Origin of the sequence: Pontibacter sp. MBLB2868 (assembly GCF_051904785.1) — a bacterium.
Lineage (GTDB): Bacteria > Bacteroidota > Bacteroidia > Cytophagales > Hymenobacteraceae > Pontibacter.
On record NZ_CP196710.1, the window covers coordinates 4,439,972 to 4,464,093 of the forward strand.

The window sequence follows — 24,122 nt, forward strand, 5'->3', positions numbered from 1 at the left end:
GGAAGTTACTAACCTGCCGACAGCAGTTTATTCCAGAGTCGCTTTTATGCAAGATTCAATAGGTATGTTAAACGACCTTACGAAGTATACCTTTAACGGGCCTGTAACAGACTATTATAAGAATGGTGCCGTTTTGGCAAAAGGCTTTTATAGAGAAGGGGAGAAGTGGGGCAAATGGCAGTTTTATCATGACAATGGCCAGTTGGAGAGTACCGGGGAGTTTAATGGGCATAATAAAATAGGTAAGTGGCAGCTTTGGAGGAAAAATGGAAGCAAATTGTGTGTTACGGAGCATAGTGTGCTTGAGGCAAAAGTTCTTAGCTACTGGGATGAAGAAGGTGTAGAGCAGGTAAAAGATGGAAATGGTGCCTACTATGACAAATTACTAGATGAAGACGGTATAACCGTGATGCAGTTGAAGGGGCAGTATAAAAACGGTTTTAAAGAAGGCTTATGGACCTACAGCAGCCTTTCGGGTGAGCTAAGAATGGTGCATGAATACAAAACAGGGAAGCGGACTAAAGTAGAGGTTTATAAAGAAGGGGAAAAACAAACAGGTATATTCCTGGTGAATGACTTTGAGATAGAGCCCAATGGTTACAGTTATCTGAAAAAAGTAGAGGGATGGTTCCCTAACAGAAAAGTCTTTGATACAGGATATCCTTTGGTTGCCAGTGCAATTGGTTATGAAGTTATAAAACGAACCATGCGTGACAATCATAAAATAATATCATACTATCGTATTGTAGACAAATTTAACACGTCGGCTGATACTATTGAATATGGTAAACCTTATAGAGCTGATGAGATGCCTGCTTTTCCTGGAGGGGTAGAAAAAATGAACAAGTTCCTTTTTAAACACTTACGCACAAAAGGCGGCAGTAATATAGCTGATTTAGTTGTGATTTCCTTTGAAGTGAATATAGACGGGAACCTCACTAACTTTCAAATATTAAAAAGTGGTGGGCCGCAAAAAGATGACGAGTTGTTGCGTGTTGCTAAGCTTATGCCCAAATGGATTCCTGGAAAAAATCAGAACCCCAAAGTGCCATTTAAGTATGTATTACCTGTACGATTCTAAAAGTAAACAGCCGGCCCCCATTCAGAGGCCGGCTGTTATTATTTTTATGTAAGGCAGCCTTTAATCTCTTGGAATAACGAAACGCTGACCAGGGCGAATTAGATCTGGATTATCGCCAATCTTGTCTTTGTTAGCATCATAAATGCGGGTCCAGGCGTTGGCGTTGCCATAGTGCTTTTTAGCGATCTTAGATAAAGAGTCTCCTGATTGCACGGTGTAAACATCCTGATGCGGCCCCGCATCTGTTACTTTGTTCATATCACCTTTATTATAAAAGCCCTGCTCCGGATGGCCGGGGGTGCGGGAAGTCATGTCTGTTCCTTTACTTATAGGCTGGGTTTTGCCCGTTGTTTTGGCGGGTTCTTCTTTCCCCTTCTTAAAAAAATCAAATAGTCCCATATTCATTCGTAGTTAAGTCTGTTTTCTGTTCAGAACTATTCATTCTCAAATAGTTCTATTAATAAAGATACGCCGACAAAGTTACTTAGTTGTATTGCTCAGTCGCAACGGCAGAGCACGGCAGGCCGTACTTAAGGCGTTGGCGCAGCGTCGGGTAATGATGGCTGGCCTGAATAAAAGGAACTTAAAATGAACGTAATGAATGCAACTTATAAGAGTTTAAAAGCAGTGTACAGTTTGCTTTTGGTAGCAATCGGGACTGTAATAATGGTTAGCTGCGGAGGTAAAGATGAGGTAGGTACCGAACATATGATCTCGGGCAATAGCAGCAAGGCCTGGGTAATTAACGAAGAGTTAAATGCCGTCGGAGAAGAAGAGAAGCTTACTTCAATGGAGAAGCATGAAACACTTCAGTTTTATGCTGACGGACGTTTTGCAATGGGCAGTGGTGGTATGTTAAAAACAGGTACCTGGTCTTTTGATGAAACTGCAAAGCGAATGTCCCTGCAGTTTGAGGATGAGGAAAACACTGAAAACTTTGAGGTGATAAAGCTCTCAGATGATGAAATGGAGTTAAAAGCAGAAGACGGGGCTATAATGAAACTTGAGATGAAGGAGTAACTCTTTTCTTAATTTAAAGTATAAACATAAGGTTTCGATTTGAAGCGGCAGCTTGCTTAAAAACAAGCTGCCGCTTCTACTTTTTAAGCAGCCTTCGTAGCGATAGCAGACCAATTACCGGCCCTGCAGCCAACCAGATAAAGGTTTGCTGCGTTGGCAAATGCTCCAGTAAGTAACCGGTAAGCTGAATGCTTACGATGGTAATGGCAAACCCAATGGATGTTACGATTGTGAGGGCTGTACCTACCAGGTGCGGTGGAGCAGTTCGTGCAGATAAAGCTGAGAACTGGGGAGAGTCGCCGGCCACTACCACACCCCAGAACAGCAGGAAAGGGAGCACCAGCTGCGGCATCTGAAATACCAGCGCAGATAAAAGGCAGCAGAGCCCGGACAGGAATAATTGAATAAACGCTACCCGGCTGCTTCCCCAGCATTGCGACAAATACCCGCCACCAATACACCCGACAGCACCTGCCGCTATTACCATAAAACTATAAAGCGAAATGGAATGGGAAGGAACTTCTGGCATAGTGTGCGCAAGTATAAATGGTGTAAAGGCCCATAAAGTATACAGCTCCCACATGTGCCCAAAATAACCAAAGGCTGCAGCCCTGAAGTCCGGTACCCTGAATATCCGTAACATGTTACGTGCGTCAACCTTTGCACCTGTCCCGAGAAAAGGGCCATCCGGGACAAACACATACATCAGTATACCTCCAATAGCAGCCAGTGCACTAACAGACAGAAAAATACTTTGCCAGGGAATTGATGTGCCAAAGCTGCGGAGCAAGTGCGGGAAAGCAGTGCCTAACACAAGTGCTCCTACCAGGTAACCGATTGCTTTGCCTAACTTACCACTGTACCAGCTCGCCGCGATCTTCATGCCTACCGGGTAAATGCCTGCCAGCAAAAAGCCGGTAATAGCACGAAGTAAAAGTACGGCTGGTATACTTACTGTAATGGTTAATAATAAAGCGTTGGCTCCGGCCCCTGCCAGTGCGCATAATAAGAAGAGTAGCCTGGGAGATATTCTGTCTGCCACAGAGAAGATGGCGAAGCAGAGGGTGCCAAGTATAAAGCCGAATTGCACAGCAGATGTAAGCATACGAAGTGCCTCCTCCTGTAGCTGCATTGTTTTCTGTAACTCCGGGAGTACTGCATTGCCGGCAAACCATAGCGAAGTGCCTGCAAACTGAGAAAAAACAATAACAGGGAGCACGCGTCTCGGCACAGCCAAGGTAATTTCACTCATATAGGAGTTAAAAAGGAGTTCTGCTTATACGAAGGATCGGAAACGAGCTTTAAATGCTGTATACCAACAAGCATTTTAGCCATAGATGGTTTCTGCAAACTTTTCAATGGCCTTGCGGGTCTCGTAAGGTCGTTCAAACATACCCATGTGTCCTGTCTTTGCCAAAAAATTAACCATACTATTGTCGGGCAGGTAGCATTGCTCCAGTGCTTTTTCAAGAGGAACAGCGCCATCATCTTTTCCAAAGATAAACAAGACCGGGCATTTCAGCTTCTGTAGTACCTCTGTTCTGTCGGGGCGGTCGCGCATGGCTGCCAGTCCGGCGGTTATACTTTCTTTGGGGGTATCTTTACCGATCTGCACCATCATCTCGATTTCCTGGCGCAGCTTTTTCCGGTTATCAGCATAGAAAAGGGGCTCCACAAACGACTCCATAAACGTAGCTACCCCATGCTTTTCAACAAACTCTATTGTTTTGTTACGGTTCTCTTTTTTCTCAGGAGTATCTGGCAGGGCAGAGGAATGAAACAGGCAGAGGCCATTCAGCATGTTACCATACTTCTCCGCAAAAGCCATGCTCACGTAGCCACCCATTGAGTGCCCGATCAGAACACACTTTTTTACGCCCATTTCATCCAGCTGCTGCTTCACATAACCGGCCATACTTTCCATGCTGTAGTCATGAATGTTTTGAGTGTTCTGACCAAAGCCCGGCAGGTCTAAAAGTATGATTCTGAACTTATGCTCTAGTGGTTTGGCAAACTTTTCCCATACTTTGGTGCTTTCGCAGAAGCCGTGAAGGAAAACAAGTGCGTCGTTGGCGTGTGAATGTGTTTTTATCATAGTTGGAACAGGTTTGGCGAGATTAAATGTCATTCAGGATGATTTCCAAAAGTATAAATTAAGTAGTAGAAATGACAGAACAACACTTTTAGAACCGCCTTTACAAAATATTCAGAAACAAAGGATAAAATTAAAGTGGCCGGTAACTTTAGCCCTTTACTTTATCTGGGAATCCTGCCTTCAAACAAGAAGGCCTCACAGGTTATAAAACACTGTGAGGCCTTCTTTTATGTTAGCTAATGAGTTTTAGTTATCCTGCAAAACCTGGCTCAGACTTTCACGGTTACACCGATCATTTCACGAACAGTACGCTCAATGTCTTCAGGTGCGAAACCTGCTTCACGGTGCAATTCTAATTGTGAGCCGTGCTCAAAAATTTTATCCGGAATACCCAGGCGCTTCACCTGTGAGGTATAGCCATTGTCAACCATAAACTCAAGCACTGCACTACCAAAGCCGCCTTGCAGGCAGCCATCTTCTACCGTAATCACTTTACTATACTTTGTAAAGATATGGTGTAGCAGTTCTTCGTCCAGCGGCTTGGCATAGCGCATGTCGTAATGGCCAGGTGTAATGCCGTCGTAAGCCAGCTTTTTGCACACATCTACGGCATAATTGCCAATGTGCCCAAACGTAAGTATGGCTACTTCTTCACCTTCCTGTACCACCCGGCCTTTGCCAACTTGTTGTAGCTCCAGCGGTGTGCGCCAGTTTGGCATAACACCCTCACCACGCGGGTAACGGATCGTGAACGGCCCCATATTGTCTTGGGAGGCTGTAAACATCATATTACGAAGTTCCTGCTCGTTCATGGGGGCAGCTACCACCATATTCGGGATACAGCGCATATAAGCAATGTCATATGCGCCATGATGTGTTGGCCCGTCAGCACCTGCAAAACCGGCTCTGTCGAGGCAGAAAACCACGTTCAGGTTCTGGAGGCATACATCGTGCAGTACCTGGTCGTAACCACGCTGCATAAAAGTGCTGTAGATGTTGCAGAAAGGTATTAAACCCTGCGTTGCCAGGCCAGCTGAGAACGTAACTGCATGTTGTTCGGCAATGCCCACATCAAAAGCACGGTCAGGCATGGCCTTCATCATGATGTTAAGTGAGCAACCTGATGGCATGGCCGGTGTTACGCCCATCACCTTTGGGTTCTGCTCTGCCAGTTCTACAATTGTATGGCCAAAAACATCCTGGTATTTAGGAGGCTGAGGTGTATCGTAGTGCTTTTTGTAGATCTCACCGGTAATTTTATCAAATAAACCCGGTGCATGCCATTTGGTCTGATCTTTTTCGGCCAGTGCGTACCCCTTGCCTTTGGTGGTAAGGCAATGCAGGATCTTGGGACCCGGAATATGCTTCAGGTCTTCCATCACAGACACCACATGGTTAATGTCATGACCGTCTATCGGACCAAAATAACGGAATTTAAGTCCCTCGAACAGGTTGCTCTGCTTGAGTAAAGTAGCTTTGATGCCACTCTCAACTTTAGAGGCAATGTGCTGCGCGTTTGGCCCGAATTTGCTGATCTTGCCCAGCACATTCCATATCTCGTCCCGCACTTTATTGTAAGTGCGGGAGGTAGTAATGTCGGTCAGGTATTCTTTCAGAGCACCCACGTTAGGGTCAATGCTCATGCAATTATCGTTGAGCACTACCAGCAGGTTGGCGTTTGCTACCCCGGCATGGTTAAGTGCTTCAAAGGCCATTCCACCCGTCATGGCACCATCACCGATCACGGCAATATGGTGGCGGTCGTCTTCGCCTTTGTACTTAGAGGCAACAGCCATACCCAGCGCCGCAGAGATAGAGGTGCTGGAGTGGCCTACGCCAAAAGTATCGTACTCGCTTTCTTTTCTTTTCGGGAAGCCGGAGATACCACCATACTTACGGTTGGTATGAAAGATCTCCCGGCGGCCGGTCAAGATCTTATGTCCGTATGCCTGATGCCCCACATCCCATACCAACTGATCGTATGGTGTGTTAAAAACATAATGCAATGCCGTTGTAAGCTCCACCACACCCAGGCTGGCACCAAAGTGACCACCGTGTATCGAAACGACATCAATGATATACTGCCTTAGTTCCTGGCTTACCTGTAGCAACTGCTCTGGCTTAAGCTTTCGCAGGTCGGCAGGCGTGTTGATGGAGGCAAGCAGCTCTCCGGGTTTAATGATCATAGAATTGTCTTTATAGACCTCTAACAAATATTTTCAGCTAAAGTTTAGTAAGCATTGCTTTGTACCTTTAAAGCCAAATCGTAAAGATAATAAAATTACAAACACCAATCCGCATATTAAGTTATTGCGAGGCAGAAAAGGTTTGTTTTTCAGTTATATATAGTGTTATGCAATTCGTGTTAAAGCTACTGTTGTTTACTGGGTTGCGGTGCAGCAAGCCTGCTTTTGTGCTTATACCAGTATAGCCCGCAACTTGTTCTGAACTATGCCTGCCATGAATTAGGTTCTTACACAGGTGGCGTGAATTAATCCGCTGGAAATGTTTAATTTTGTAATCGGCGCAGCGGCACGCGCTATAAAATACAGAGAAGGTGAGTTTCGAAATCAGATTACCATTGTTTGAGGGTCCGTTCGACCTTTTGCTATTCTTTATTGAGCGTGATGAGCTGGATATACATGATATTCCGATCTTCCAGATCACGAACGAATTTGTTGGGTATATCCGTCAGATGGAGCAGCTCAACATCGAGGTCGCCAGTGATTTTATACTTACCGCAGCCACTTTAATGCGCATTAAGGCAAAAATGCTGCTACCCCGCACCGAAAAGGACGAAGAGGGCAACGAAATTGACCCGCGCCAGGAACTGGTGCAGCACCTGTTGGAATACAAGAAGTTTAAGAGCGCTGTGCCGAACCTTTCCGAAATGGAAGACCTGCGTTTGGCGCAGGAAAACCGTGGTAACATTCATGACGAGCTGCAGCAGATCGCAAATGCCAACCACTTTGAGTATGAGCTGCAGGACCTGAACCTCTACAAGATCATGCGTGTGTTTGAAAAAGTAATGACGCGCTTTGAGGAGGAGCAGAACAGGCCGAAACACACCGTTATTCAGTATGCTTACACTATTGAAGAGCAGCGCGACATTATCATGGACATGGTAAAGCAGCGTAGCCAGGTGGCTTTCTCACAGCTAATTTCTGAGTTTCCGGATAAAATAGGTATGATATTTAATTTCCTCGCCATTTTGGATATGCTTCAGCTGAACCTGATCGGGATAGAGGTTGGAGATGGGTTTAACGACTTCATCATTACCGAGGCTGAAGGACATGCTGCACAGGTAACACAACTCCTGGTGGAATAAGCTCGTCTGTTAACAGGAAAGTTAATTTTATTAGTTTGTCTGTATTGATTAATTGTTGCTTAGTTTTACACGCCTTTATCGAGCCGCGGCGTTGTATATGAGGGCAGACAAACCATGAACACCTTACATGGATCAGAATAAAAGAACGATACTTAAAAGCTTTAGCCCGATCAAGATACTTGTGCCGGTTATACTGGGCATAATTGCCACGGCATGGCTTTTTATAAAAGATGATAAGGTAGGGGAGCTGAAAGGCATTGCCGATGCAAATGTTTGGTGGCTTGTGGCTGCACTGGCCGTACTGGTAGTTCGGGATGCAGGCTATATGTACCGCATTCGTTCGTTAACAGATAAGTTTTTGAGCTGGCGCAGCAGCCTGGACGTGATCATGCTCTGGGAGTTTGCTTCCGCCATTACACCTTCTGTTGTAGGAGGTACCACCATTGCCACTATCATACTTAACAAAGAGGGTATACCGCTGGGTAAGTCGCTGGCCTATGTCATGCTGACGGCTGTACTGGATAATATGTTCTTCATTATAGCCGCCCCCATCGCGCTGCTTTTAACACAAGGGCAGGTGTTTCCTACTTTTAACCTGGCGCCATCTGATGTGGCCAAGCTTCAATCTGCTTTTTACATCAGCTACGCGCTGATTACGGTGTATACTTTTATCATGATCTATGCGCTGTTTGTAAGGCCCAGGGCTTTTAAATGGCTGTTGTTAAAAGCTACTTCCATTGGTTTTTTGCGCAAATGGCGTGTCAATGCTTTCCAGCATGGCAACGAGATTATCTGGGCATCGGAGCAGCTAAAGGGTAAGGACTTTAACTATTGGGCAAGAGCTATTATCTCTACAATATTCGTGTGGAGTGCGCGCTATTTCTTGCTCAACTGCCTTATTGCTGCTTTTACCGATGTGTCGCTGGGCGAGCATGCGCTGATCATCTCCCGTAACCTGATATTCTGGATCGTAATGCTTATCGCTATTACCCCGGGTGGTGCTGGTATCGTAGAGATGGCCTTCCCGAGTTTCTTCGGTTTGTTCCTGGGCCGTTTCAGCAGTATAGTGGTCGTGCTTTACCGCCTGATCACTTATTATCCTTACCTGATCCTGGGTTCTATTTTCCTGCCTCGCTGGGTTGCCAAAGTATTTGGGCATCATCCGAAGGAGAGCGAAATAGGTGTGCGGGGCTGAGGTACGGAATCAAAACATAAAATTACTCTCAATACAAATCCCTGATCTGATGAAAAGATATCTTTTGCCATTCCTGATGTTATTGGTTTTTGCTGGCTGCTCTGATAGTAATACCAGCCTGGAGGAGAAACTAAAGACCGCAGTAACAGAAGGTGAGGCAGGAGCAAACGGCTATAAAACCATTCGGATGGCCGATCTGACTGATTTTGAGTGGGAGAAAATGTACTACTTTCAGCCTTATGAAACCAAAAAGGACATCAGCGATGCTATTGGCTTTAAATGGGAAGGGGCGGAGGTGAAAGAAGGGTATCGCCGCCTGTTGTTTGTGAACCAGGGGCAGGTAGTGTCGTTTGTAGATTTTAATTACAATGAGTTTCCGCTATTCGTGTATGGCTGCCAGGGCGATAAATGGGTGTATCCTAAAAGCCGTACCGAGTTTGCCAGCTTTAAATATTGCGATGGCGATGACGCTGTCTATACTTTTATTCCGGTGCAGTGCATTGAAAATATCAGGCAGCTGATGGATCGGAAATGCCCTGCAGGAAGTGAAAAAGAATAATAAATGAAAAGCCGGCTTAAAACCGGCTTTTTTGTTTTTAGATAGCTTGTGCAGCAATGGGGATAAGCTCAGGCTTATCTTTTCGCCAGCTGATCAATTTATCATTTCGTTCTGTTTCACGCAATCCTAACTTGTGCAGGATTCTGGCAGAGGCGGTGTTGCCGATCAGGCATTTTGCAGTGATCGCTTTTGTTACTGGCTGCAGAAAAGCCCATTCAGCCAGGCCATTTGCTACCTCCATGCCATACCCTTTTTTGTGCTCCTGCTTGATAATGGCATAACCAATATCCACTTCTCCATCAGCGTTAGGTAATCCTTTAAAACCGGCATCACCAATTACTGTCATGTTGCTCTTCAGCACCACCATCCACGACTCAAAACCTGTCGGCTCATGCACCAGTTTCAGGTTCTTGATGATCTTAGGCAGCGTTTCAATTGCTTCCTGGTCGGGCCAATAAGGAGTTGGGAGTAATCCAATTTTACGTAAAATCCCTACCTCTCCTTGCAAAAGGGCATCTGCCACTGGCAATGTGAAGGGGATAAGCACAAGCCTTTCGGTGTGAATATGTTCTATGGGCATCTTTTGGTGCGCTACAAGCTTTATTAGAATGTTTAGAGGCTATTAAAAGTCAATATGTGCTAATGCATCACCAAGTATTTCACCGGTACCTTTAAAAATACCTCCTATACCTTCAAACAGACCTTCTGCTAAAGCTTGCCCTACCAGTTCAGCAAGTAATTCAGTAGTGAAAAGGAAAAACGTTATACTATAAATATAAATGTAGCACAAAATTTATACTTGCTGTAGTTTATTTTAAGTTATCGATCACCCGCTTTAGTTTTTGCTGCACCTCTGTTGCTATACCTTCCAGCGCTTCGTTTTTGGCTGCTGCCATAGAGGCTATCGGGTCAACGGCAGACACCTCTATCTCTCCGTTATCGTTCTCTTCCACCACCACGTTGCAAGGCAGAAACACCCCGATCTTGTCTTCGCTTTGTAGTGCTTTGTGAGCAAAGTGTGGGTTGCAGGCTCCCAGGATCTTATACTTCTTAAAATCGACATCTATCTTCTTCTTGAGTGTCTCCTTCACGTCAATTTCCGTCAATACTCCGAAGCCTTCTTTTTTTAGCTCGTCTGTTACCTGCTCCACGGCCTCCTCGAAGCTCTTACCGTTTAGTGTTTTGTTGAAATAGTAGTCCATAGCTTTACATGTTTATGTTTTAGTACGAACCAACTATAAGAAGGGTAGCCTGGAATTTTGCTAAGCCGTAGCAGAATGCCCTAATGTCGCAAGTTTAGCGATAGCGTAACTTGTGACGAACATGGCAGAAGTTTGTAACTTCTGTGCTTTGGAAAAGCAAGACTGGCAATGACTGATACGATAGTATGAGCTTTGGCAAAGTATAAATTTGCTGAAGGTCTTTTTTTCTGCTGATGCAGAAAGCCAGTTACAAACTGGCATCATACTTAGTCACAAGTTGCGCTGTCGCTAAACTTGCGACATTGTGGTATTGTTTACATAGTTATATTTAAATATACTTGCTGTATGAAAATACTCTTAGCCCTTCTATGTTTACTTCCTGCTTTGGTCGTTGCACAATCGAAAGAACCTTTTAAGAAAGCGAGCACTATTGTAATCAACACTGGCCTTAGCCCCGAAGAAGCTTTTGTGAAATGGGGTAGACATTTGGCACAAAACGGATATGCCATTGCCGAATCCAACAAAGATTTTTATACCATTTCTACCGACCCGAAAGATACGAGCCGCTTTAATTACGCCTTTGTGGTGAATGCAGTGGTTAATGATGCCGGTGTTATTACCCTTAAAATCAAATGGCAGCTAAAGTCTAACCTTTTAGTAAATTCCCGTGAAACTGCTTATTATGACTGGGAATATGCTACGGCCAAAAACAATGTTCAGCAAATTATATATCAGGACCTTCTACCAACGCTTTCCTCTTTTCAGGGGATAGTGTCGTATTTCTAACTAATGAAAACTTGAGACAGTAATGTTTGGGTTTAATCAGCCAAGACTTTGCATCAACTATCTGCATATCTTTAACCATAGTAAGACCTATTTCACAAGGACTATTTCGATCAGGAGTAGCTGTTTCAAAGTCAATAGTAACAAAATCCATAGCTTTAAAATTTAGTTGTTAAAATAGAATATTTTTACAATATATAATATTTTATATAGAATTAATTGTTTTTATATCTGGGAACCTTTATCATTTCCCGCACAATAATAAAGGGGGACAAAAGTCCCCCTTTTTAGCTTCCGGCCTAATCAGCCCGGAAGAGTATTTTATTAAAGTCTAGTGTCTAAAAAACCTACACCAGCTCGTGCTTCATCAGATACTCTGCAATCTGTACGGCATTGGTAGCTGCGCCTTTGCGCAGGTTATCGGCCACGATCCACATGTTCAGGGTTCGGGGCTGGGTTTCGTCCAGGCGTATGCGGCCAACCAAAACCTCATCTTTGCCATGAGCATCCATTGGCATTGGGTACTGCAGGTTCTTAACATCGTCTACCACTTTCACACCTTCTGTCTGGTTCAGGATGCGGTAAACTTCATCCAGCGTAAAATCCTTTTCAAATTCCACGTTCACTGACTCTGAGTGACCACCCATTACTGGTATGCGTACAGCAGTGGCTGTTACACGAATAGAGTCGTCGCCCATGATCTTCTTGGTTTCGAGGATCATTTTCATCTCTTCTTTGGTGTAGCCATTATCCTGGAACACATCGATGTGCGGCAGCACGTTCAGGTCGATAGGGTAAGGATACGCCATGTCGCCCTCTTTGCCGGCACGTTCGTTCATCAACTGGTCTACAGCAGCTTTGCCTGTGCCAGTTACCGATTGGTAAGTGCTAACCACGATTCGCTTCATCTGCAGTTCTTCATGCAGCTTGTTAAGCGCCACCACCATTTGTATAGTAGAACAGTTCGGATTGGCAATGATCTTATCTTCTTTGGTCAGTTCTTTGGCGTTGATCTCCGGTACTACCAGTTTTTTGGTAGGGTCCATGCGCCAGGCCGAAGAGTTATCTACAACTGTAATGCCTGCTTCGGCAAATTTGGGAGCCCACTCCGTAGAGGTGCTTCCGCCAGCCGAGAAAATGGCAATTTGCGGGGCAGCCGCAATCGCGTCCTGCATCCCGATAACCTTTATCTGTTTACCCTTAAACTCCATCTGTTTACCAACAGATCTCTCAGAAGCAACCAACAATAACTCTGTCACCGGGAAGTTACGCTCCGCCAGTACTTTCAAAATTTCGCCGCCCACTAATCCAGTGGCGCCTACTACTGCTACTTTCATTTAAGGTATATATTTAATGTATGATTGCTGTTTTTTATAGCCCTGACACCTAAACCAACATTGCTCCCGTAAAAGTTCTAACATCTACAAAAGCGGCTTAGGTTATAAGGAGCTATGCTGCGGGGTACCGCTTCTAATCCTCATGCGGGCACAAAATTACAAAAGTTTTCACCACAACAGCGCATGAAACAAACTTTACTAGCTATCCTTCTGCTACTTCCACTCATGGTGCAGGCGCAACTGCAGGATAGCTTCTCTGACGGCGACTTCACCCGGAACCTCACCTGGACCGGCAGCACAAACTACTTTCAGGTAAACAGCCAAAACCAACTACAGAGTCATGGGCCCGCTGTTACGGGCTCAGTTATTCAACTCATAACTCCCTCGCAAGCTGTTGCAGGAACTGTATGGGAGTTTTGGGCAAATTTAAAGCTGGCAACCTCGGCTAGCAACTATGCAGATATCTTTCTGATGTCTGATAATGCTGATCTGAATAGCAGTGGCACAAGTGGCTATTTTGTGCGTATTGGCGGATCCGCTGATGAAGTGAGCTTATTCAGGAAGGATGGCGGCAAAACAGCTGTTATGCTGATCAATGGCCAGGATAAAACCATCGGCAGCAGTAATAACGTGGTGCGGGTGCAGGTAACCCGAAGTATAAACTATGAATGGAAACTGCAGATAGATGTGAGCGGTACGGGCCAGAGCTATGTAAGCCAGGGAACATTAACGGACGCTACCTACAAACGCTCCGATTATTTTGGAGTGTTGCTAAAGTATACCTCTACTAACAGTCAGAAATTTTATTTTGATGATTTTCTGATCAAAGATACAGAGCCACCCATGTTAGAAGCTTTGCAGACTATAGACCCGCAGGAGCTGACCCTGCAATTTAATGAACCACTGCAGCCGGAGCTGGCAAAAAGCACCGATAACTACATACTAAACAACAGCGCCAAACCCATACTTGCAGAAATCATAGCGCCAGGCAAAGTACGACTGGTGTTTGGACAGCGCTTCAGAAGTGGCACTAACGTGCTTCGTATAACCAACCTGCAGGACCTGTTTGGCAACAGCCTGAGCAGTCCTGTTGATAGAGAATTCAGCTTTGTGCCTCCTGCTGTACTGCCGGGGTATAACGAGTTGCTGATAACAGAGGTCATGGCCGATGAATCGCCTGTAGTGGGCTTGCCGGCGCAGGAATACCTGGAGTTGTTTAATGCTACAGCAGATAAGGTGCTAACGCTGCAAGGTGTCCGTTACTCCGACGCTACGTCTACTACAACATTGCCTAATGTGCAGCTACTGCCCGGCGAATATGCTGTAGTAGTGCCCAACAGCCAGGTCCAGAATTTTGCCCAGTATGGCAAGGTAATCGGTATCAGCAATTTCCCGAGCCTGAATAACAGTGGTGAGTTGCTGCAGCTTCGGCAACCAAACGGACGCCTGATCTATGCCCTGAATTACACGGATGCCTGGTATAAAAGCAGTAGCAAAAAAGAAGGAGGATGGAGCCTGGAAATGATAGATGTGCAAAATCCCTGCGCTGGCGTAGATAACTGGACAGCCTCTGTAGATCCTCGCGGGGGAACACCTGCCCAGGTAAATTCCGTTGCTGCTTCTAACCCGGATAACACGCCTCCATCTTTAACCGAAGTAACTGCCGTTGGCCCCGATAAATTGCTGTTACGGTTTAACGAGCGTCTGGATAGTTTGAAGGCCACCGCTATAACAAACTTCACCTTTGAACCCGGTATAGCTATTGACAGGGTGCAGGTACAAGGACCATTATTTACAGAAGTTGTACTTACCTTAACCAACCCTCTTCAGGAAAGCAAGCTGTACACGCTTACTGCTACCGGTATTCGTGATTGCTCCGGCAACCTAAACTCCAAACCACTGACCTATACTTTTGCCTTGCCCTCTGCCCCTGTACCAGGCGATGTGGTCATAAACGAAGTACTGTTTAACCCAAGAACAGGAGGAAGCGACTTTGTAGAGCTGGTGAACCGCAGCAGTAAATACCTCAACCTGCAGAACTGGCAGGTGGCAAATACCAGCGGAGACTCCATCATCAACAAGAAAACAATAACAACAAATAATTATGTGCTGACACCGGGAGCTTATGTTATACTAACCTCCAACCCTGAAAATGTGAAAATGAATTACCCGGCAGCAAACCAGGAAGCCTTTATCAAAATGAGCAGCCTGCCCAGTTACCCCGATGATGCCGGAACGGTTGTGGTGCTGCAGCCAAACGGAATAGAGGCAGACAGGTTCAGGTATGATGAAGACATGCATTTTGCCCTGATCGATGACTTAAACGGCGTGTCGCTTGAGCGGATCAGGCTTGAAGGAGCTAGCATAGCCAGTAACTTTCATTCGGCAGCTACTACGGTTTTTGCTACGCCAGGATATAAGAACTCACAATCGCGGGAGGGGGTAACAGCACAGCGGGTCTTCAGCATTGAGCCCGTCGTATTCTCTCCGGACGGTGATGGATTTGAGGACTTTACGACCATTAACTACCACACCGATAAAACGGGGCTAGTTGCTACCATTACTGTTTTTGATGCACAGGGGCGGGAGGTGCGTAAGCTGGTGCGGAATGAGCTATTAGCTGCCGATGGTTTTTTCCAGTGGAACGGTCTGCGTGATGATGGGACCAAGGCAAACATTGGCTATTACCTGTTTTACATAGAATTGTTTGGGTTAAACGGAGAGAAGGATAGGTATAAGGAACGGGTAGTGGTTGCGGGGAGGTTATAGCCGCCGAGCAAAAAAAGAGGCGACTGAACGGTAATTCAGTCGCCTCCCGGCTACAGGTTAAGCACTAATCTTAATTCACCGTAAAGTTATCGCTGCTTACCATGGTCTGGCCGCTGTTAATTACACTTATTTTCATGGTGCCCGTGACCCCAGAAGGCGCGGCCACCCGAATAGTGGATTCTGTAAAGCTGATCACCGAAGTAGTAACCGTGCCAAACTTTACAGTAGTGTAATAGCTTGGGGTAAAGCCTGAGATGTTTAGTGTGATTATTGAGCCCGCTACCCCGCTACTTGGCGAGAAAGAGTCCAAGGTGGGCGCCACGAAGGTGAAATCGGTAGGAGTGTATAGGCGCTGCGTGCCCATCTGTACAGACACTTGCACCTTGCCCGCAGTTAAGTTAGCTGGCACGTAAGCCCGAAGGGTGGTGGATGTAGTCGCATAACCGGACACTGAAACGTTTCCGAAGTACACCGTGTAATACTGTCCTGCAATAAAGGTCCCGTTGATGATTACCTCTTTGCCTGCACCACCTGAGGCCGGCGAGATGCCTGAAATCGACGGTGCCAATACCTGGTATTGCTGTGGCGCCTCTGCAGTGTGCGGCCCGATTGTTACGTATACTTTATGGCTGCCAACCATCATGTTTTGCGGTACGTTCACGGTAAGTTGGCTGGATGAACTGTTGGAAATGTTAGCCGGTGTATCGCCAATTATCACGCTTGCGTTAATGCCATAGTAAGTATTGTAGGCATTAAAGTTTCCTGTTATCGTAAAAGAGCTTCCTGCCAGCCCCGATACAGGCGATATTGACGTAACTGTGTGAGGTATAACCGTAAACTCCCCAGGCAAAATGGTGGTGGTGCCGTCTAACACTACTTTTATGGCAGCTTTCTCTGTGGTCAAAGAAGAGGGTATGGTTATTTGGAAACTGCTGCTGCTGTAGTTCGAAACGGAAACCTCCACGGAACCTACGTAGGCTCTGATGTAGCTGTAATAGGATGAGGAAGGTAAATTTTCGCCGGTTACAGTAACCACCGTTCCCAATGTGCCAGATTTAGGTGAAAAGTCTTTGGCTACTGGTATTATGCGAAAACTGGATGTGGCATTATACGTCTGGCCAGCGATCTTAAGCTGGACAGGTACTTGTTGGTTGCTGTAATAGTAGCTGTAGCTGATGTCCGTTGGCACTTCGGTTACAACTTTAGAAGGGGTTACCTCTACTATCTTTGCCACCACGCCACCAAAGGTTACCTCTACCTCACTAGCAGAGCTGGTGTAGAAGCTTCCATTTATGGTTATTTTGTCCCCTGCCTTTCCAGAAGTTGGCAGCACGCTGCTTATGTTCGGCGACGGAAGCTCTACAGAGGTCACCTGGCCAAATACTGTGCCCTTCTCGTTGGTGATAAAGGCTCTGGCATACACGGTTCTGTTGTAGTAGCTGTTAGATACGGTGAGTCCTGTAATTACCTTTTGGTACTCGCCGATGGGCACATCCTGGCCAACTGTTACACGTGTGCCGCTCGTTTCGCTCAGGTTGGAGGAGTAACCGTACACAAAACCGTAGTCAACCAGGTTGTAGGTGCCTCTGGCCACTACGTTTCCTTTCAAGGTAACGCTGGACGGGGAGTTAGCCTCAAGTTGTAGTGTCTGAACCTCGGGGTGTTGCGGCTCATCTTCTTTACATCCCTGGAGTATAAACAAGGCGCACAGCAGCAGAAATGGCAAACGCAATATTAGGGTTTTCATATCCTATTGTTCAAAAAGAAAATTAAAACACGTACCCTATTCTGATGCCGTTCATCAAGCTAGGGCCAAACGAGAAGGCAGAGTCTTTTATCTCGGGGTTGTTAGGTGTAGAAGAGTTGCTGCCCGTTTGGGTGATGTCTAGCTCCTGATTATTGGTTTTTTTGAAGCCGAAGTTCATTTCGTAGCCAAAGAACAAATTTTTAGCCATGTAAAAGTCGAAGCCCGTAAGCACGTTCAAGCCAAAACGGGTATAGCCACGCTCGCTGTACGAGTAAGAGTAGCCACCATTAGAGTAGTAAGTATAATCACGCCAGCCCCCTTTGATGGTAGTTATAACCTGACCTTCGGTAATTTCCTGCTCTGTTGACTTATTTTCGATGGTAAAGTCCGCGCCTATGTATGGCGATAACCTCCTGGTGCCAGCGAAGTGTTTTTCAACACCTAGGTTTAGGCCGAGTGTAGTGGAGCTACGCTCATTCTCATTGCGATAGGAGTTGGTGCCGTAAGGGTTTGTGTTCTCAGAGGAGAAAGAGGTTTTATTGCCGTTAAACCCGATTCTGATGGCAAAGTTAGAAGCCGTGAAATACCTGAATTTTAACTGGTTTATCGCGTTGTTCAGGCTGATGGTGCCGTTAAAGGGGTTAATATTAAGCTCTGTGGCAACATGTTTCGCCTGGGGCTTTAGCGAGGAAGAAGCAGTTGAGTCGGCTGCAGGAACCTGGCCGTACGAGTTGAAGGCGACCAAGGTGGAGGCCGCTAACGCTAGTAAGAGTGTTTTCATAAAAAGTTTAATAATCTGAGGCCGCGAATATAGGGAAAAATGATTAACATCAGATAAATCTATATTTTAATAAGTATAATGCCCTGATGAGGGATGGTTCGTGTGATTGCAGCAGTACAAGACAAAAAGCGCTCTGCAATATGTTTACAGACTATTTTAGCTATGCTGATGAACTGTTTAAAATTCCTGTATCCAAGGCACCAAAGATTGCAGCATCGGAACAAAAGAACTGCTGTGTGACGCCGTTGCTCCCATATCCTGTGGCGCGCGCACCAAGCCTGACGCTTTAATCTCCTCACCCTGGTAAATGGTGTACACTGCAGCCGACAAACTGACACTTCATACCTTATCTCACCGGCATACACGCCATACCCTTCAGCGGCAGCTAAAGATTGCAGCATACTTTGGGGACAGTTGTCACCAACTCTTAGAAGACATAAAGCTCCTTCTCTGCCACAGGGGTCGCAATAGCCTCATTTTCGCAACCGGTTTGGGTAGCAAGGGTACTAAAGGGAAGGGTATATAGGAGAAGTAGTCTTATCACGGATGCCAGGATTTAAAGGAATAATGGCGTGTTGTAAACATTATAAAACTAGAAGAGTGCCATCAGCCTTTAGTCAATAATTTTTTTTAGCTGGAGCAGCAACAGGTGATGCATCATTCCGTTATCTTGCGCCACTTTACTAAATGCCCTTTTTATGGCTGCAGTCTGTTATGCATCAGGTGCATTAGCAGTATCCTTTACCCATGGAAACACAAGATATACTTTCCCTTTCGCTGTTCGCTTTTATGGCGGGCTTTATTGATTCGGTAGTTGGTGGGGGAGGCCTTATACAGTTGCCGGCACTGCTTGTGTTCTTGCCCGGAGTACCGCTGCCTGCCATTTTCGGGACAGGCAAGTTTGCCGGTATAGCCGGGACAACGGCAGCCATGGTCCGTTACGTGCGAACGGTACAGATCAATTACCTGGCTATACTTCCGGCGGCTGCAGCGGCTTTTGTGTGTTCCTTTCTGGGTGCCCGCGCACTGAGCCACCTCGATGCCAGTCTGCTGAAGCCGCTCATTCTGGTGCTGCTGATCCTGGTGGCTGTTTATACTTTTATACGAAAAGATTTTGGCGCTTTGCATGCCCCCAGGCTAACGGAGCAGAAAGAGCGCCTGTACGGTTTGCTGATCGGGGCAGCAATTGGTTTTTACGATGGCTTCTTTGGGCCAGGCACAGGCAGTTTCCTCATCTTTATCTTTATCGGTATTTTCGGTTTTAATTTCCTGGCAGCATCAGCTGCGGCAAAGGTGGTAAACGTAGCCACTAACCTGTCGGCGCTGCTATACTTTGGCTACAAAGGCTTTATCATGTATGAAGTGGCTGTACCGATGGCCATATGCAGTATACTGGGTTCACAGTTGGGAACACGAACAGCACTGAAGCGTGGTGTTGGCTTTGTGCGGGTACTGTTCCTGGTAGTGGTATCCGGGATCATCATCAAATTTGCCTATGATACCTATGGCACCGGAGGAAGCGACTTTGTAAGGCTGGCTTCTTCGGTGCAGCATTGGTTTGGCAGGAAGGGGTAAGTTTTTGTTAAATGCTACCAGCAGCCCAGTAGAGAAAGGTTTTTGCTTTTGCATACTTCGCCCTCAGGTTGTTCAGCTTTGCCTGTGCCTCCATTAGTTTCATTTCACGGGAGTTTACCAGAAATAAGGAGCTTTCACCATTCTGAAACCGGATAACCTCACCATTACGCAGTGTAGTGGCATTCTCCACCATCTGCTGTTGTAGCTTTATCTGTTCTTCCAGGGCAAGCCAATCATTATAGGCCGCTAATAAATTATTTTCTATTTCTCTGGTTGTTTGAATCAACTCGAGGTTGTTGGCCTGCTGTTTTGCCTTGGTTAGCTGTAACTTGCCGCGCTCCTGCCGCAGGAAAAGCGGAAGGCTAAAGCTTAGGCCAAGCTTATAGTTCTCTCCCATAAACTGCCTGTCCAGGGCTTCCTGGTTTAAATAAAAATCACCCTGCAGCAGGTTATACTCCGCATTGATCTTCGGTTTAAGTTTATCGGCAGCAAAACGCTGTTCAATCTCCAGCTGCTCTCCTTTCAGGCTGAGCTTGCGCAGATCCGGGTGGTTGGCCTTAGCCGTTTCCAGTAGCTGCCGGAGTGAGTCAGGCGGCAACGTTGCCACTTCACTGCCTGACAGGGCGGGAATCGTAGCCTCCTTGATCTCCAGCGGTACCTCATCGGCTGCCCAAAGATGCGTGGCAACCATTAAGCGGGCATTGTTGTAGCCGAGTAAGGCTTCCTGCAAAAGTACCTGCCGGCTTTGCACTTCCGTTAGCGCCTCTACTGTGTCAATGGCAGCCAGGTCACCTTCCTGCACACGGGCGCGGACTGCTTTTAATCTAAAACTGGCCAGTTCTACAGCCTCCTGGTACAGCTGTACCTGCCGGTAGTATAACAGCCAATCCCAGTAATCTTTTGTTGCCTGCAGTAGTAGCTTGTTGATGAGTTTTACCCGTTCAGCCTCCGCAATTTCCTGCATCAGTCGCGCTTGCCGTATCGTGGCACGTCGCTCATCAATAAAAAGACCTTGTCCTAACGGGACTGATATGCCCACAGAGCTTAATCCATTAGATGGAGTTTTGTTCTCAGGGTTCAGGAAAGCACCCTGATTCTTCTCAAAGCCGGCTTTCAGCTCTGGCCCGAACCACAGTGGTACACGCAACGAATTGCTCCAGATGTTGTAGTACTCTTTGCCTCCGAACTCCTTGCGGTATACTTTGCTGGAGATAACCGGATCTAAGGCCCCCCGGGCAATACGTAATTCCTGGCGTGCCTGCTCTGTGAGTAACGCCGCCTGCGATGCAACCGGGTGGTACTGCAGAATAATGCCGTGGAATTCTTCCAACGTGAGTGCCTGCTTTGCTGAATCCTGCACCTGCGCGTTTAGGGCAAGCGAGCAAAGTATAAACAGGGGCAGGAAAGCAAGCTTTATATGTTGTTTAAGTATGCGCATGCTACTGGTTACTCTTTTTCAGCGGTTTCAGCCTTTTTTTTAGGTTCAGATGCTGACGAGCTTTTCCCGCTTGCATAATCCGGTGGGAAATCATTTAGCTGACGCCACAGTTCGTACCAGATCGGTACGGTTTTAAGCATTGCCCAACCATACACGCCGGAGCCTACGCGCAAGGCATCAGGCCAGGGTTCTTTGTTTGGGTCTGGCACAACCAGCATACGGTACTTGCCATTGGTGCCTGAGTTATCGATCACGGCAACCACGCCTCCAAATGTGCCGAAGCTTGCACCTGGCCAGCCTGAAAATACCAGAGTTGGCCAACCTTCAAACTGCAGGCGTACCTCATCTCCTTTTTCTATCAGAGGCAGGTCCAGTGCGTCAATAAATAGCTCAGCGGCCAGATCCGGATCCTGGGGCATGATAGTGGCCAGAGCCTCTCCCTCTTTTATCGTTTCGCCGATTCCGGCTTTCAGTGTTTTTACCACATAGCCATCCTGCGGGGCCACTATCTGGTAATACTGGTTCCTGACTTGCGTGCTGCTGTATTCACTTTGTAGCTTTGCCACATCGGCCTGCGTGCCATAGATATAAGAACGGGTGGCGCTCAGTTCAGCCTCTGCTTTGGCAATCTTATCCCCATACTCAGCCTGTAAAGAATTTAACTCCGTGCGTGCATTTTGTAGTTCAGCCTTCGTTGCTTCATACTTGTTTATGAGGGAGAGTAATTTTGCCTGCGCCTCCTGCAGCTTTAACCTGCGTTGCTCCAACTCCGTCAGCGATTTTAGGCCCTGTTTATAAAGGTTTTCCTGGCGTTCGAACTGCGATTCAGCAATGGTTAGCTCTGTACGCTGCGCCACTACGTCCATGCTGTCACTTTGCCGTTTCAGGCGCATTTGCTCTACTTTATTTCGGGCTTTCTGAAGGCTGAAAGTAAGGCCTTCACGCAAGGCGCTTATCTGTTCTTCCATGGCTTTGGCTTTGGATTCAGTGGCTCCAACGGCTCCCTGCTTAGCCGCTACCTGCTCACTTAGCCGTGCAAGCAGGTTTGGGTCCATGTACTTCTCCTTTATCTCCGAGAGGCTGGCAATAGTATCACCTTTATTTACAAAAGCGCCTTCCATTACATGCCACTGCTCAATTCTGCCGGCAATGGTAGCTTCAATTGTTTGAGGTCTGTCTTGTGGCGTAAGTGCTGTTAGCATTCCCTCTGAGCGGATGTTCTGCGTCCAGGGGAGGAAAAGGCAGAGGAACAGGCCCAGGAAAATACCCCCAATCCAGTAAGCGAGGGTACGACCCAGTCGGGGTGTCTGTACCAGCGACAACATTGCCAGGCGTGCCTCTTCTGTGTTATCAAATTCTTTGAATTCAGTTGCCATTGCTTAAACTATTACGTCCGTTAGCTCTTGTAGTACATGCAGGTGTTTTATCTCCTCATAGCTGCCAAAGGCCTTCATTTTTCCATCCTGCAGCAGCAGTGTGCGGTCACAAAGTTGCATTACCTCTCTGTCGTTAGACACGATGATCATAGTCCAGTCAAAGTCTGAGCTGGTGAGCAGGCGCAGGAAATCCATTTTGTCTTTTTTTGCCATGCCTGCCCAGTAGTTGTCAATGATCAGTAGTTTAGGGCGCTGCACCAGGCTTCGGGCCATTACTATTTTGCGGGCTACGCTTCCCGGCAGGCGCATGCTTCCGCCGGTAAGGTAGGCGTGTAAACCATCCGGTAATGTATGTACAAACTGGGTAAGGCCGGTAAGCTCTATGGCCCACAGAATGTCTTTGAGCGGGAGGTCGCGGCCAAGCGTTATGTTTTCCAGCAGCGACCCGTCAAAAACCTGCTCTGCTGAAATATTGTCGCCGATGAAGCTGCGCAGGTTGCCCTTGTGCAGGTCATGCATGGAGATGCCATTGTAGGCTAAGCTACCTTCGTAAGACGGAAGCAGGCCAAGCAGTAAACTTATGAGCGTGCTTTTACCGGAGCTGTTAAACCCTGCCAGGCATACGCGTTCCGAAGGCTGCACCGCAAAGCTGATTCCCTCCAGTGCCACCTTTTTAGTATCCTGAAACCTGTAGCTGAGGTTATCTGCCTTTATACTTAAACCGCCATCTAAAGCCAGTTCTTCAAGCTTTATGCCTTTCACTTCCTCTATGGGCAGGTCTGTTACCTGGCCAATTTTGTCCAGGCTGGTCATGACGTCGTACACTGTATCCAGCTTTATAATGATCTTTTCTACCGCTGTCATGATAAGGATGATGATGATCTCGGAGGCTACGAACTGACCAATGTTGATCTCCTGCTGCACTACCAGAATACAGCCCAGTACGAGTAGACCACCGGTTATAAAAGTTTTGAAGCCTACAAAACTGTAGTACTGCGTCATGAGTACCTTAAAATGTTTCCTGCGCACATCCAGGTAGCTTTTTACATAGCCGTTGGTGCGCTCCATGGGCAGGTTAGTATGGCCCACCAGTTTAAAGGTGCTCATTGAGCGGGCCATCTCCTCCAGCCATGCCACCAGTTTATACTTGTACTTCGACTCTTTCAGGCTTGTCTCTATTCCTTTTCCGCCTGTGAGCCAAATAATAGCTGCTAAAACAAGAACCAGGATCAGGCCAAAAAATATGAAATACGGGTGGTAGAAGGAAAGGAGAATAAGCCCAAAGATGATCTGTATCACGGCTGTTGAGAAATCTACCAGCAGCTTGGCTACTCCTTTCTGTAGGGTAACCACATCAAAGAACCTATTCATTAATTCCGGAGGGTAGTATTTTAGCAACGCCTCAGGCTGGAAGCGCGGTACCCGGTAAGCAAATTCAGAAGCGGTGCGGGCAAATAGGCGCTGCTGTATAAATTCCACCAGCCACAGCTGCATTACCTGCAGGCCACCAACAATTAGCAGGGCCAGCACGATCAGGCTTATCAGTACTATCACTGACACGGTCACCTGTCCGCTCGACACAAAACCAATGATGCTTTGTATGCCCAGCGGTAGCATCAGGCTGATAAGTCCTGCGGCAATGGCATACACGTACATGTACAAGATCTCCCGGCGCTCAATCGAAAGTAGTTTCAGGAAGCGCTGCATCGGAGTCAACTTTTTAGTTATGATCATGTCCTCCATTCTTATCCTATATTAGTTTTGCATAAGCCACTATAAGTTACCGTTCTTAAGTGTCCAGGTTTCCGTTTGCTGCTGCTTTCTTTTTTATAAATC

22 protein-coding genes are annotated in these 24,122 nt (G+C 46.7%); 9 read left to right on the forward strand and 13 right to left on the reverse strand.

Features of this window, described 5'->3' with window-relative positions:
- Window positions 1-46: 46 nt before the first annotated feature.
- Entirely contained in the window at window positions 47-1,081 is a 1,035-nt protein-coding gene (locus tag ACSX1A_RS19055) for an energy transducer TonB (protein WP_439881226.1), read from the forward strand.
- Window positions 1,082-1,141: 60 nt separating this feature from the next.
- Here the strand turns inward: ACSX1A_RS19055 and ACSX1A_RS19060 are convergent, their stop codons facing one another.
- On the reverse strand, window positions 1,142-1,486 hold the full coding sequence (locus tag ACSX1A_RS19060; RefSeq protein WP_439881227.1) for a LysM peptidoglycan-binding domain-containing protein: 345 nt from the start codon (window positions 1,484-1,486) through the stop codon (window positions 1,142-1,144).
- A 183-nt stretch (window positions 1,487-1,669) separates the two neighbouring features.
- On the opposite strand from ACSX1A_RS19060, the gene ACSX1A_RS19065 reads away from it, so the two are divergent.
- Window positions 1,670-2,101, forward strand: a complete 432-nt coding sequence (locus ACSX1A_RS19065) for a lipocalin family protein (protein ID WP_439881228.1) — start codon at window positions 1,670-1,672, stop codon at window positions 2,099-2,101.
- Between the two features lie 76 nt (window positions 2,102-2,177).
- On the opposite strand, the gene ACSX1A_RS19070 is transcribed toward ACSX1A_RS19065, so the two are convergent.
- The 3 genes from ACSX1A_RS19070 to dxs form a co-directional block, all read right to left on the reverse strand.
- Window positions 2,178-3,353, reverse strand: a complete 1,176-nt coding sequence (locus ACSX1A_RS19070; RefSeq protein WP_439881229.1) for an MFS transporter — start codon at window positions 3,351-3,353, stop codon at window positions 2,178-2,180.
- A 75-nt stretch (window positions 3,354-3,428) separates the two neighbouring features.
- The gene (locus ACSX1A_RS19075) at window positions 3,429-4,196 is read right to left on the reverse strand and encodes an alpha/beta fold hydrolase (protein WP_439881230.1); all 768 of its coding nucleotides are present in this window, start codon (window positions 4,194-4,196) and stop codon (window positions 3,429-3,431) included.
- Between the two features lie 269 nt (window positions 4,197-4,465).
- Window positions 4,466-6,382, reverse strand: a complete 1,917-nt coding sequence (gene dxs / locus ACSX1A_RS19080; RefSeq protein ID WP_439881231.1) for a 1-deoxy-D-xylulose-5-phosphate synthase — start codon at window positions 6,380-6,382, stop codon at window positions 4,466-4,468.
- 371 nt (window positions 6,383-6,753) lie between these two features.
- On the opposite strand from dxs, the gene ACSX1A_RS19085 reads away from it, so the two are divergent.
- From ACSX1A_RS19085 to ACSX1A_RS19095, 3 genes are all read left to right on the forward strand, one after another.
- Entirely contained in the window at window positions 6,754-7,524 is a 771-nt protein-coding gene (locus tag ACSX1A_RS19085) for a segregation and condensation protein A (protein ID WP_439881232.1), read from the forward strand.
- 127 nt (window positions 7,525-7,651) lie between these two features.
- The gene (locus ACSX1A_RS19090; protein WP_439881233.1) at window positions 7,652-8,719 is read left to right on the forward strand and encodes a lysylphosphatidylglycerol synthase transmembrane domain-containing protein; all 1,068 of its coding nucleotides are present in this window, start codon (window positions 7,652-7,654) and stop codon (window positions 8,717-8,719) included.
- A gap of 49 nt (window positions 8,720-8,768) precedes the next feature.
- On the forward strand, window positions 8,769-9,278 hold the full coding sequence (locus tag ACSX1A_RS19095; protein WP_439881234.1) for a hypothetical protein: 510 nt from the start codon (window positions 8,769-8,771) through the stop codon (window positions 9,276-9,278).
- Window positions 9,279-9,315: 37 nt separating this feature from the next.
- On the opposite strand, the gene ACSX1A_RS19100 is transcribed toward ACSX1A_RS19095, so the two are convergent.
- From ACSX1A_RS19100 to ACSX1A_RS19110, 3 genes are read right to left on the reverse strand one after another with little or no spacing between them, the layout of a single operon-like run.
- The gene (locus tag ACSX1A_RS19100; RefSeq protein ID WP_439881235.1) at window positions 9,316-9,858 is read right to left on the reverse strand and encodes a GNAT family N-acetyltransferase; all 543 of its coding nucleotides are present in this window, start codon (window positions 9,856-9,858) and stop codon (window positions 9,316-9,318) included.
- Window positions 9,859-9,900: 42 nt separating this feature from the next.
- The gene (locus ACSX1A_RS19105; RefSeq protein ID WP_439881236.1) at window positions 9,901-10,068 is read right to left on the reverse strand and encodes a hypothetical protein; all 168 of its coding nucleotides are present in this window, start codon (window positions 10,066-10,068) and stop codon (window positions 9,901-9,903) included.
- Between the two features lie 19 nt (window positions 10,069-10,087).
- A complete protein-coding gene (locus ACSX1A_RS19110; protein ID WP_439881237.1) occupies window positions 10,088-10,480 on the reverse strand; it encodes a DUF302 domain-containing protein in 393 nt (130 codons plus the stop codon).
- A 345-nt stretch (window positions 10,481-10,825) separates the two neighbouring features.
- Between ACSX1A_RS19110 and ACSX1A_RS19115 the strand changes: the two genes are divergently transcribed.
- Window positions 10,826-11,266 (forward strand): hypothetical protein, encoded by a 441-nt coding sequence (locus tag ACSX1A_RS19115; protein WP_439881238.1) that lies wholly within the window; start codon window positions 10,826-10,828, stop codon window positions 11,264-11,266.
- A gap of 344 nt (window positions 11,267-11,610) precedes the next feature.
- On the opposite strand, the gene ACSX1A_RS19120 is transcribed toward ACSX1A_RS19115, so the two are convergent.
- Window positions 11,611-12,600, reverse strand: a complete 990-nt coding sequence (locus ACSX1A_RS19120; RefSeq protein ID WP_439881239.1) for an aspartate-semialdehyde dehydrogenase — start codon at window positions 12,598-12,600, stop codon at window positions 11,611-11,613.
- Window positions 12,601-12,783: 183 nt separating this feature from the next.
- Between ACSX1A_RS19120 and ACSX1A_RS19125 the strand changes: the two genes are divergently transcribed.
- The gene (locus ACSX1A_RS19125) at window positions 12,784-15,369 is read left to right on the forward strand and encodes a lamin tail domain-containing protein (RefSeq protein WP_439881240.1); all 2,586 of its coding nucleotides are present in this window, start codon (window positions 12,784-12,786) and stop codon (window positions 15,367-15,369) included.
- 70 nt (window positions 15,370-15,439) lie between these two features.
- On the opposite strand, the gene ACSX1A_RS19130 is transcribed toward ACSX1A_RS19125, so the two are convergent.
- Window positions 15,440-17,116 (reverse strand): IPT/TIG domain-containing protein, encoded by a 1,677-nt coding sequence (locus ACSX1A_RS19130; RefSeq protein ID WP_439881241.1) that lies wholly within the window; start codon window positions 17,114-17,116, stop codon window positions 15,440-15,442.
- A gap of 22 nt (window positions 17,117-17,138) precedes the next feature.
- Window positions 17,139-17,897 (reverse strand): hypothetical protein, encoded by a 759-nt coding sequence (locus tag ACSX1A_RS19135; RefSeq protein WP_439881242.1) that lies wholly within the window; start codon window positions 17,895-17,897, stop codon window positions 17,139-17,141.
- Between the two features lie 140 nt (window positions 17,898-18,037).
- Here ACSX1A_RS19135 and ACSX1A_RS19140 point away from each other — a divergent pair, with 140 nt between their 5' ends.
- Both ACSX1A_RS19140 and ACSX1A_RS19145 read left to right on the forward strand, forming a co-directional pair.
- Complete coding sequence (locus ACSX1A_RS19140) at window positions 18,038-18,187, forward strand: hypothetical protein (protein ID WP_439881243.1); 150 nt, start codon at window positions 18,038-18,040, stop codon at window positions 18,185-18,187.
- Between the two features lie 457 nt (window positions 18,188-18,644).
- On the forward strand, window positions 18,645-19,472 hold the full coding sequence (locus tag ACSX1A_RS19145) for a sulfite exporter TauE/SafE family protein (RefSeq protein WP_439881244.1): 828 nt from the start codon (window positions 18,645-18,647) through the stop codon (window positions 19,470-19,472).
- Window positions 19,473-19,479: 7 nt separating this feature from the next.
- On the opposite strand, the gene ACSX1A_RS19150 is transcribed toward ACSX1A_RS19145, so the two are convergent.
- From ACSX1A_RS19150 to ACSX1A_RS19160, 3 genes are read right to left on the reverse strand one after another with little or no spacing between them, the layout of a single operon-like run.
- On the reverse strand, window positions 19,480-20,910 hold the full coding sequence (locus ACSX1A_RS19150) for a TolC family protein (RefSeq protein WP_439881245.1): 1,431 nt from the start codon (window positions 20,908-20,910) through the stop codon (window positions 19,480-19,482).
- Between the two features lie 8 nt (window positions 20,911-20,918).
- Window positions 20,919-22,286 carry an HlyD family secretion protein gene (locus ACSX1A_RS19155; protein WP_439881246.1) on the reverse strand — a complete coding sequence of 456 codons (1,368 nt, stop codon included), beginning with the start codon at window positions 22,284-22,286 and terminating at the stop codon, window positions 20,919-20,921.
- A 3-nt stretch (window positions 22,287-22,289) separates the two neighbouring features.
- Complete coding sequence (locus tag ACSX1A_RS19160; RefSeq protein ID WP_439881247.1) at window positions 22,290-24,020, reverse strand: peptidase domain-containing ABC transporter; 1,731 nt, start codon at window positions 24,018-24,020, stop codon at window positions 22,290-22,292.
- Between the last annotated feature and the right edge of the window lie 102 nt (window positions 24,021-24,122).

Coding starts and splice junctions, on each gene's coding strand:
- ACSX1A_RS19110 (WP_439881237.1), bottom strand. CDS start 10,480: ATGGACTACTATTTCAACAAAACACTAAACGGTAAGAGCTTCGAGGAG.
- dxs (WP_439881231.1), bottom strand. CDS start 6,382: ATGATCATTAAACCCGGAGAGCTGCTTGCCTCCATCAACACGCCTGCC.
- ACSX1A_RS19125 (WP_439881240.1), top strand. CDS start 12,784: ATGAAACAAACTTTACTAGCTATCCTTCTGCTACTTCCACTCATGGTG.
- ACSX1A_RS19135 (WP_439881242.1), bottom strand. CDS start 17,897: ATGAAAACACTCTTACTAGCGTTAGCGGCCTCCACCTTGGTCGCCTTC.
- ACSX1A_RS19075 (WP_439881230.1), bottom strand. CDS start 4,196: ATGATAAAAACACATTCACACGCCAACGACGCACTTGTTTTCCTTCAC.
- ACSX1A_RS19070 (WP_439881229.1), bottom strand. CDS start 3,353: ATGAGTGAAATTACCTTGGCTGTGCCGAGACGCGTGCTCCCTGTTATT.
- ACSX1A_RS19130 (WP_439881241.1), bottom strand. CDS start 17,116: ATGAAAACCCTAATATTGCGTTTGCCATTTCTGCTGCTGTGCGCCTTG.
- ACSX1A_RS19065 (WP_439881228.1), top strand. CDS start 1,670: ATGAACGTAATGAATGCAACTTATAAGAGTTTAAAAGCAGTGTACAGT.
- ACSX1A_RS19100 (WP_439881235.1), bottom strand. CDS start 9,858: ATGCCCATAGAACATATTCACACCGAAAGGCTTGTGCTTATCCCCTTC.
- ACSX1A_RS19160 (WP_439881247.1), bottom strand. CDS start 24,020: ATGATCATAACTAAAAAGTTGACTCCGATGCAGCGCTTCCTGAAACTA.
- ACSX1A_RS19115 (WP_439881238.1), top strand. CDS start 10,826: ATGAAAATACTCTTAGCCCTTCTATGTTTACTTCCTGCTTTGGTCGTT.
- ACSX1A_RS19145 (WP_439881244.1), top strand. CDS start 18,645: ATGGAAACACAAGATATACTTTCCCTTTCGCTGTTCGCTTTTATGGCG.
- ACSX1A_RS19090 (WP_439881233.1), top strand. CDS start 7,652: ATGGATCAGAATAAAAGAACGATACTTAAAAGCTTTAGCCCGATCAAG.
- ACSX1A_RS19095 (WP_439881234.1), top strand. CDS start 8,769: ATGAAAAGATATCTTTTGCCATTCCTGATGTTATTGGTTTTTGCTGGC.
- ACSX1A_RS19120 (WP_439881239.1), bottom strand. CDS start 12,600: ATGAAAGTAGCAGTAGTAGGCGCCACTGGATTAGTGGGCGGCGAAATT.
- ACSX1A_RS19150 (WP_439881245.1), bottom strand. CDS start 20,910: ATGCGCATACTTAAACAACATATAAAGCTTGCTTTCCTGCCCCTGTTT.
- ACSX1A_RS19140 (WP_439881243.1), top strand. CDS start 18,038: ATGTTTACAGACTATTTTAGCTATGCTGATGAACTGTTTAAAATTCCT.
- ACSX1A_RS19155 (WP_439881246.1), bottom strand. CDS start 22,286: ATGGCAACTGAATTCAAAGAATTTGATAACACAGAAGAGGCACGCCTG.
- ACSX1A_RS19060 (WP_439881227.1), bottom strand. CDS start 1,486: ATGAATATGGGACTATTTGATTTTTTTAAGAAGGGGAAAGAAGAACCC.
- ACSX1A_RS19055 (WP_439881226.1), top strand. CDS start 47: ATGCAAGATTCAATAGGTATGTTAAACGACCTTACGAAGTATACCTTT.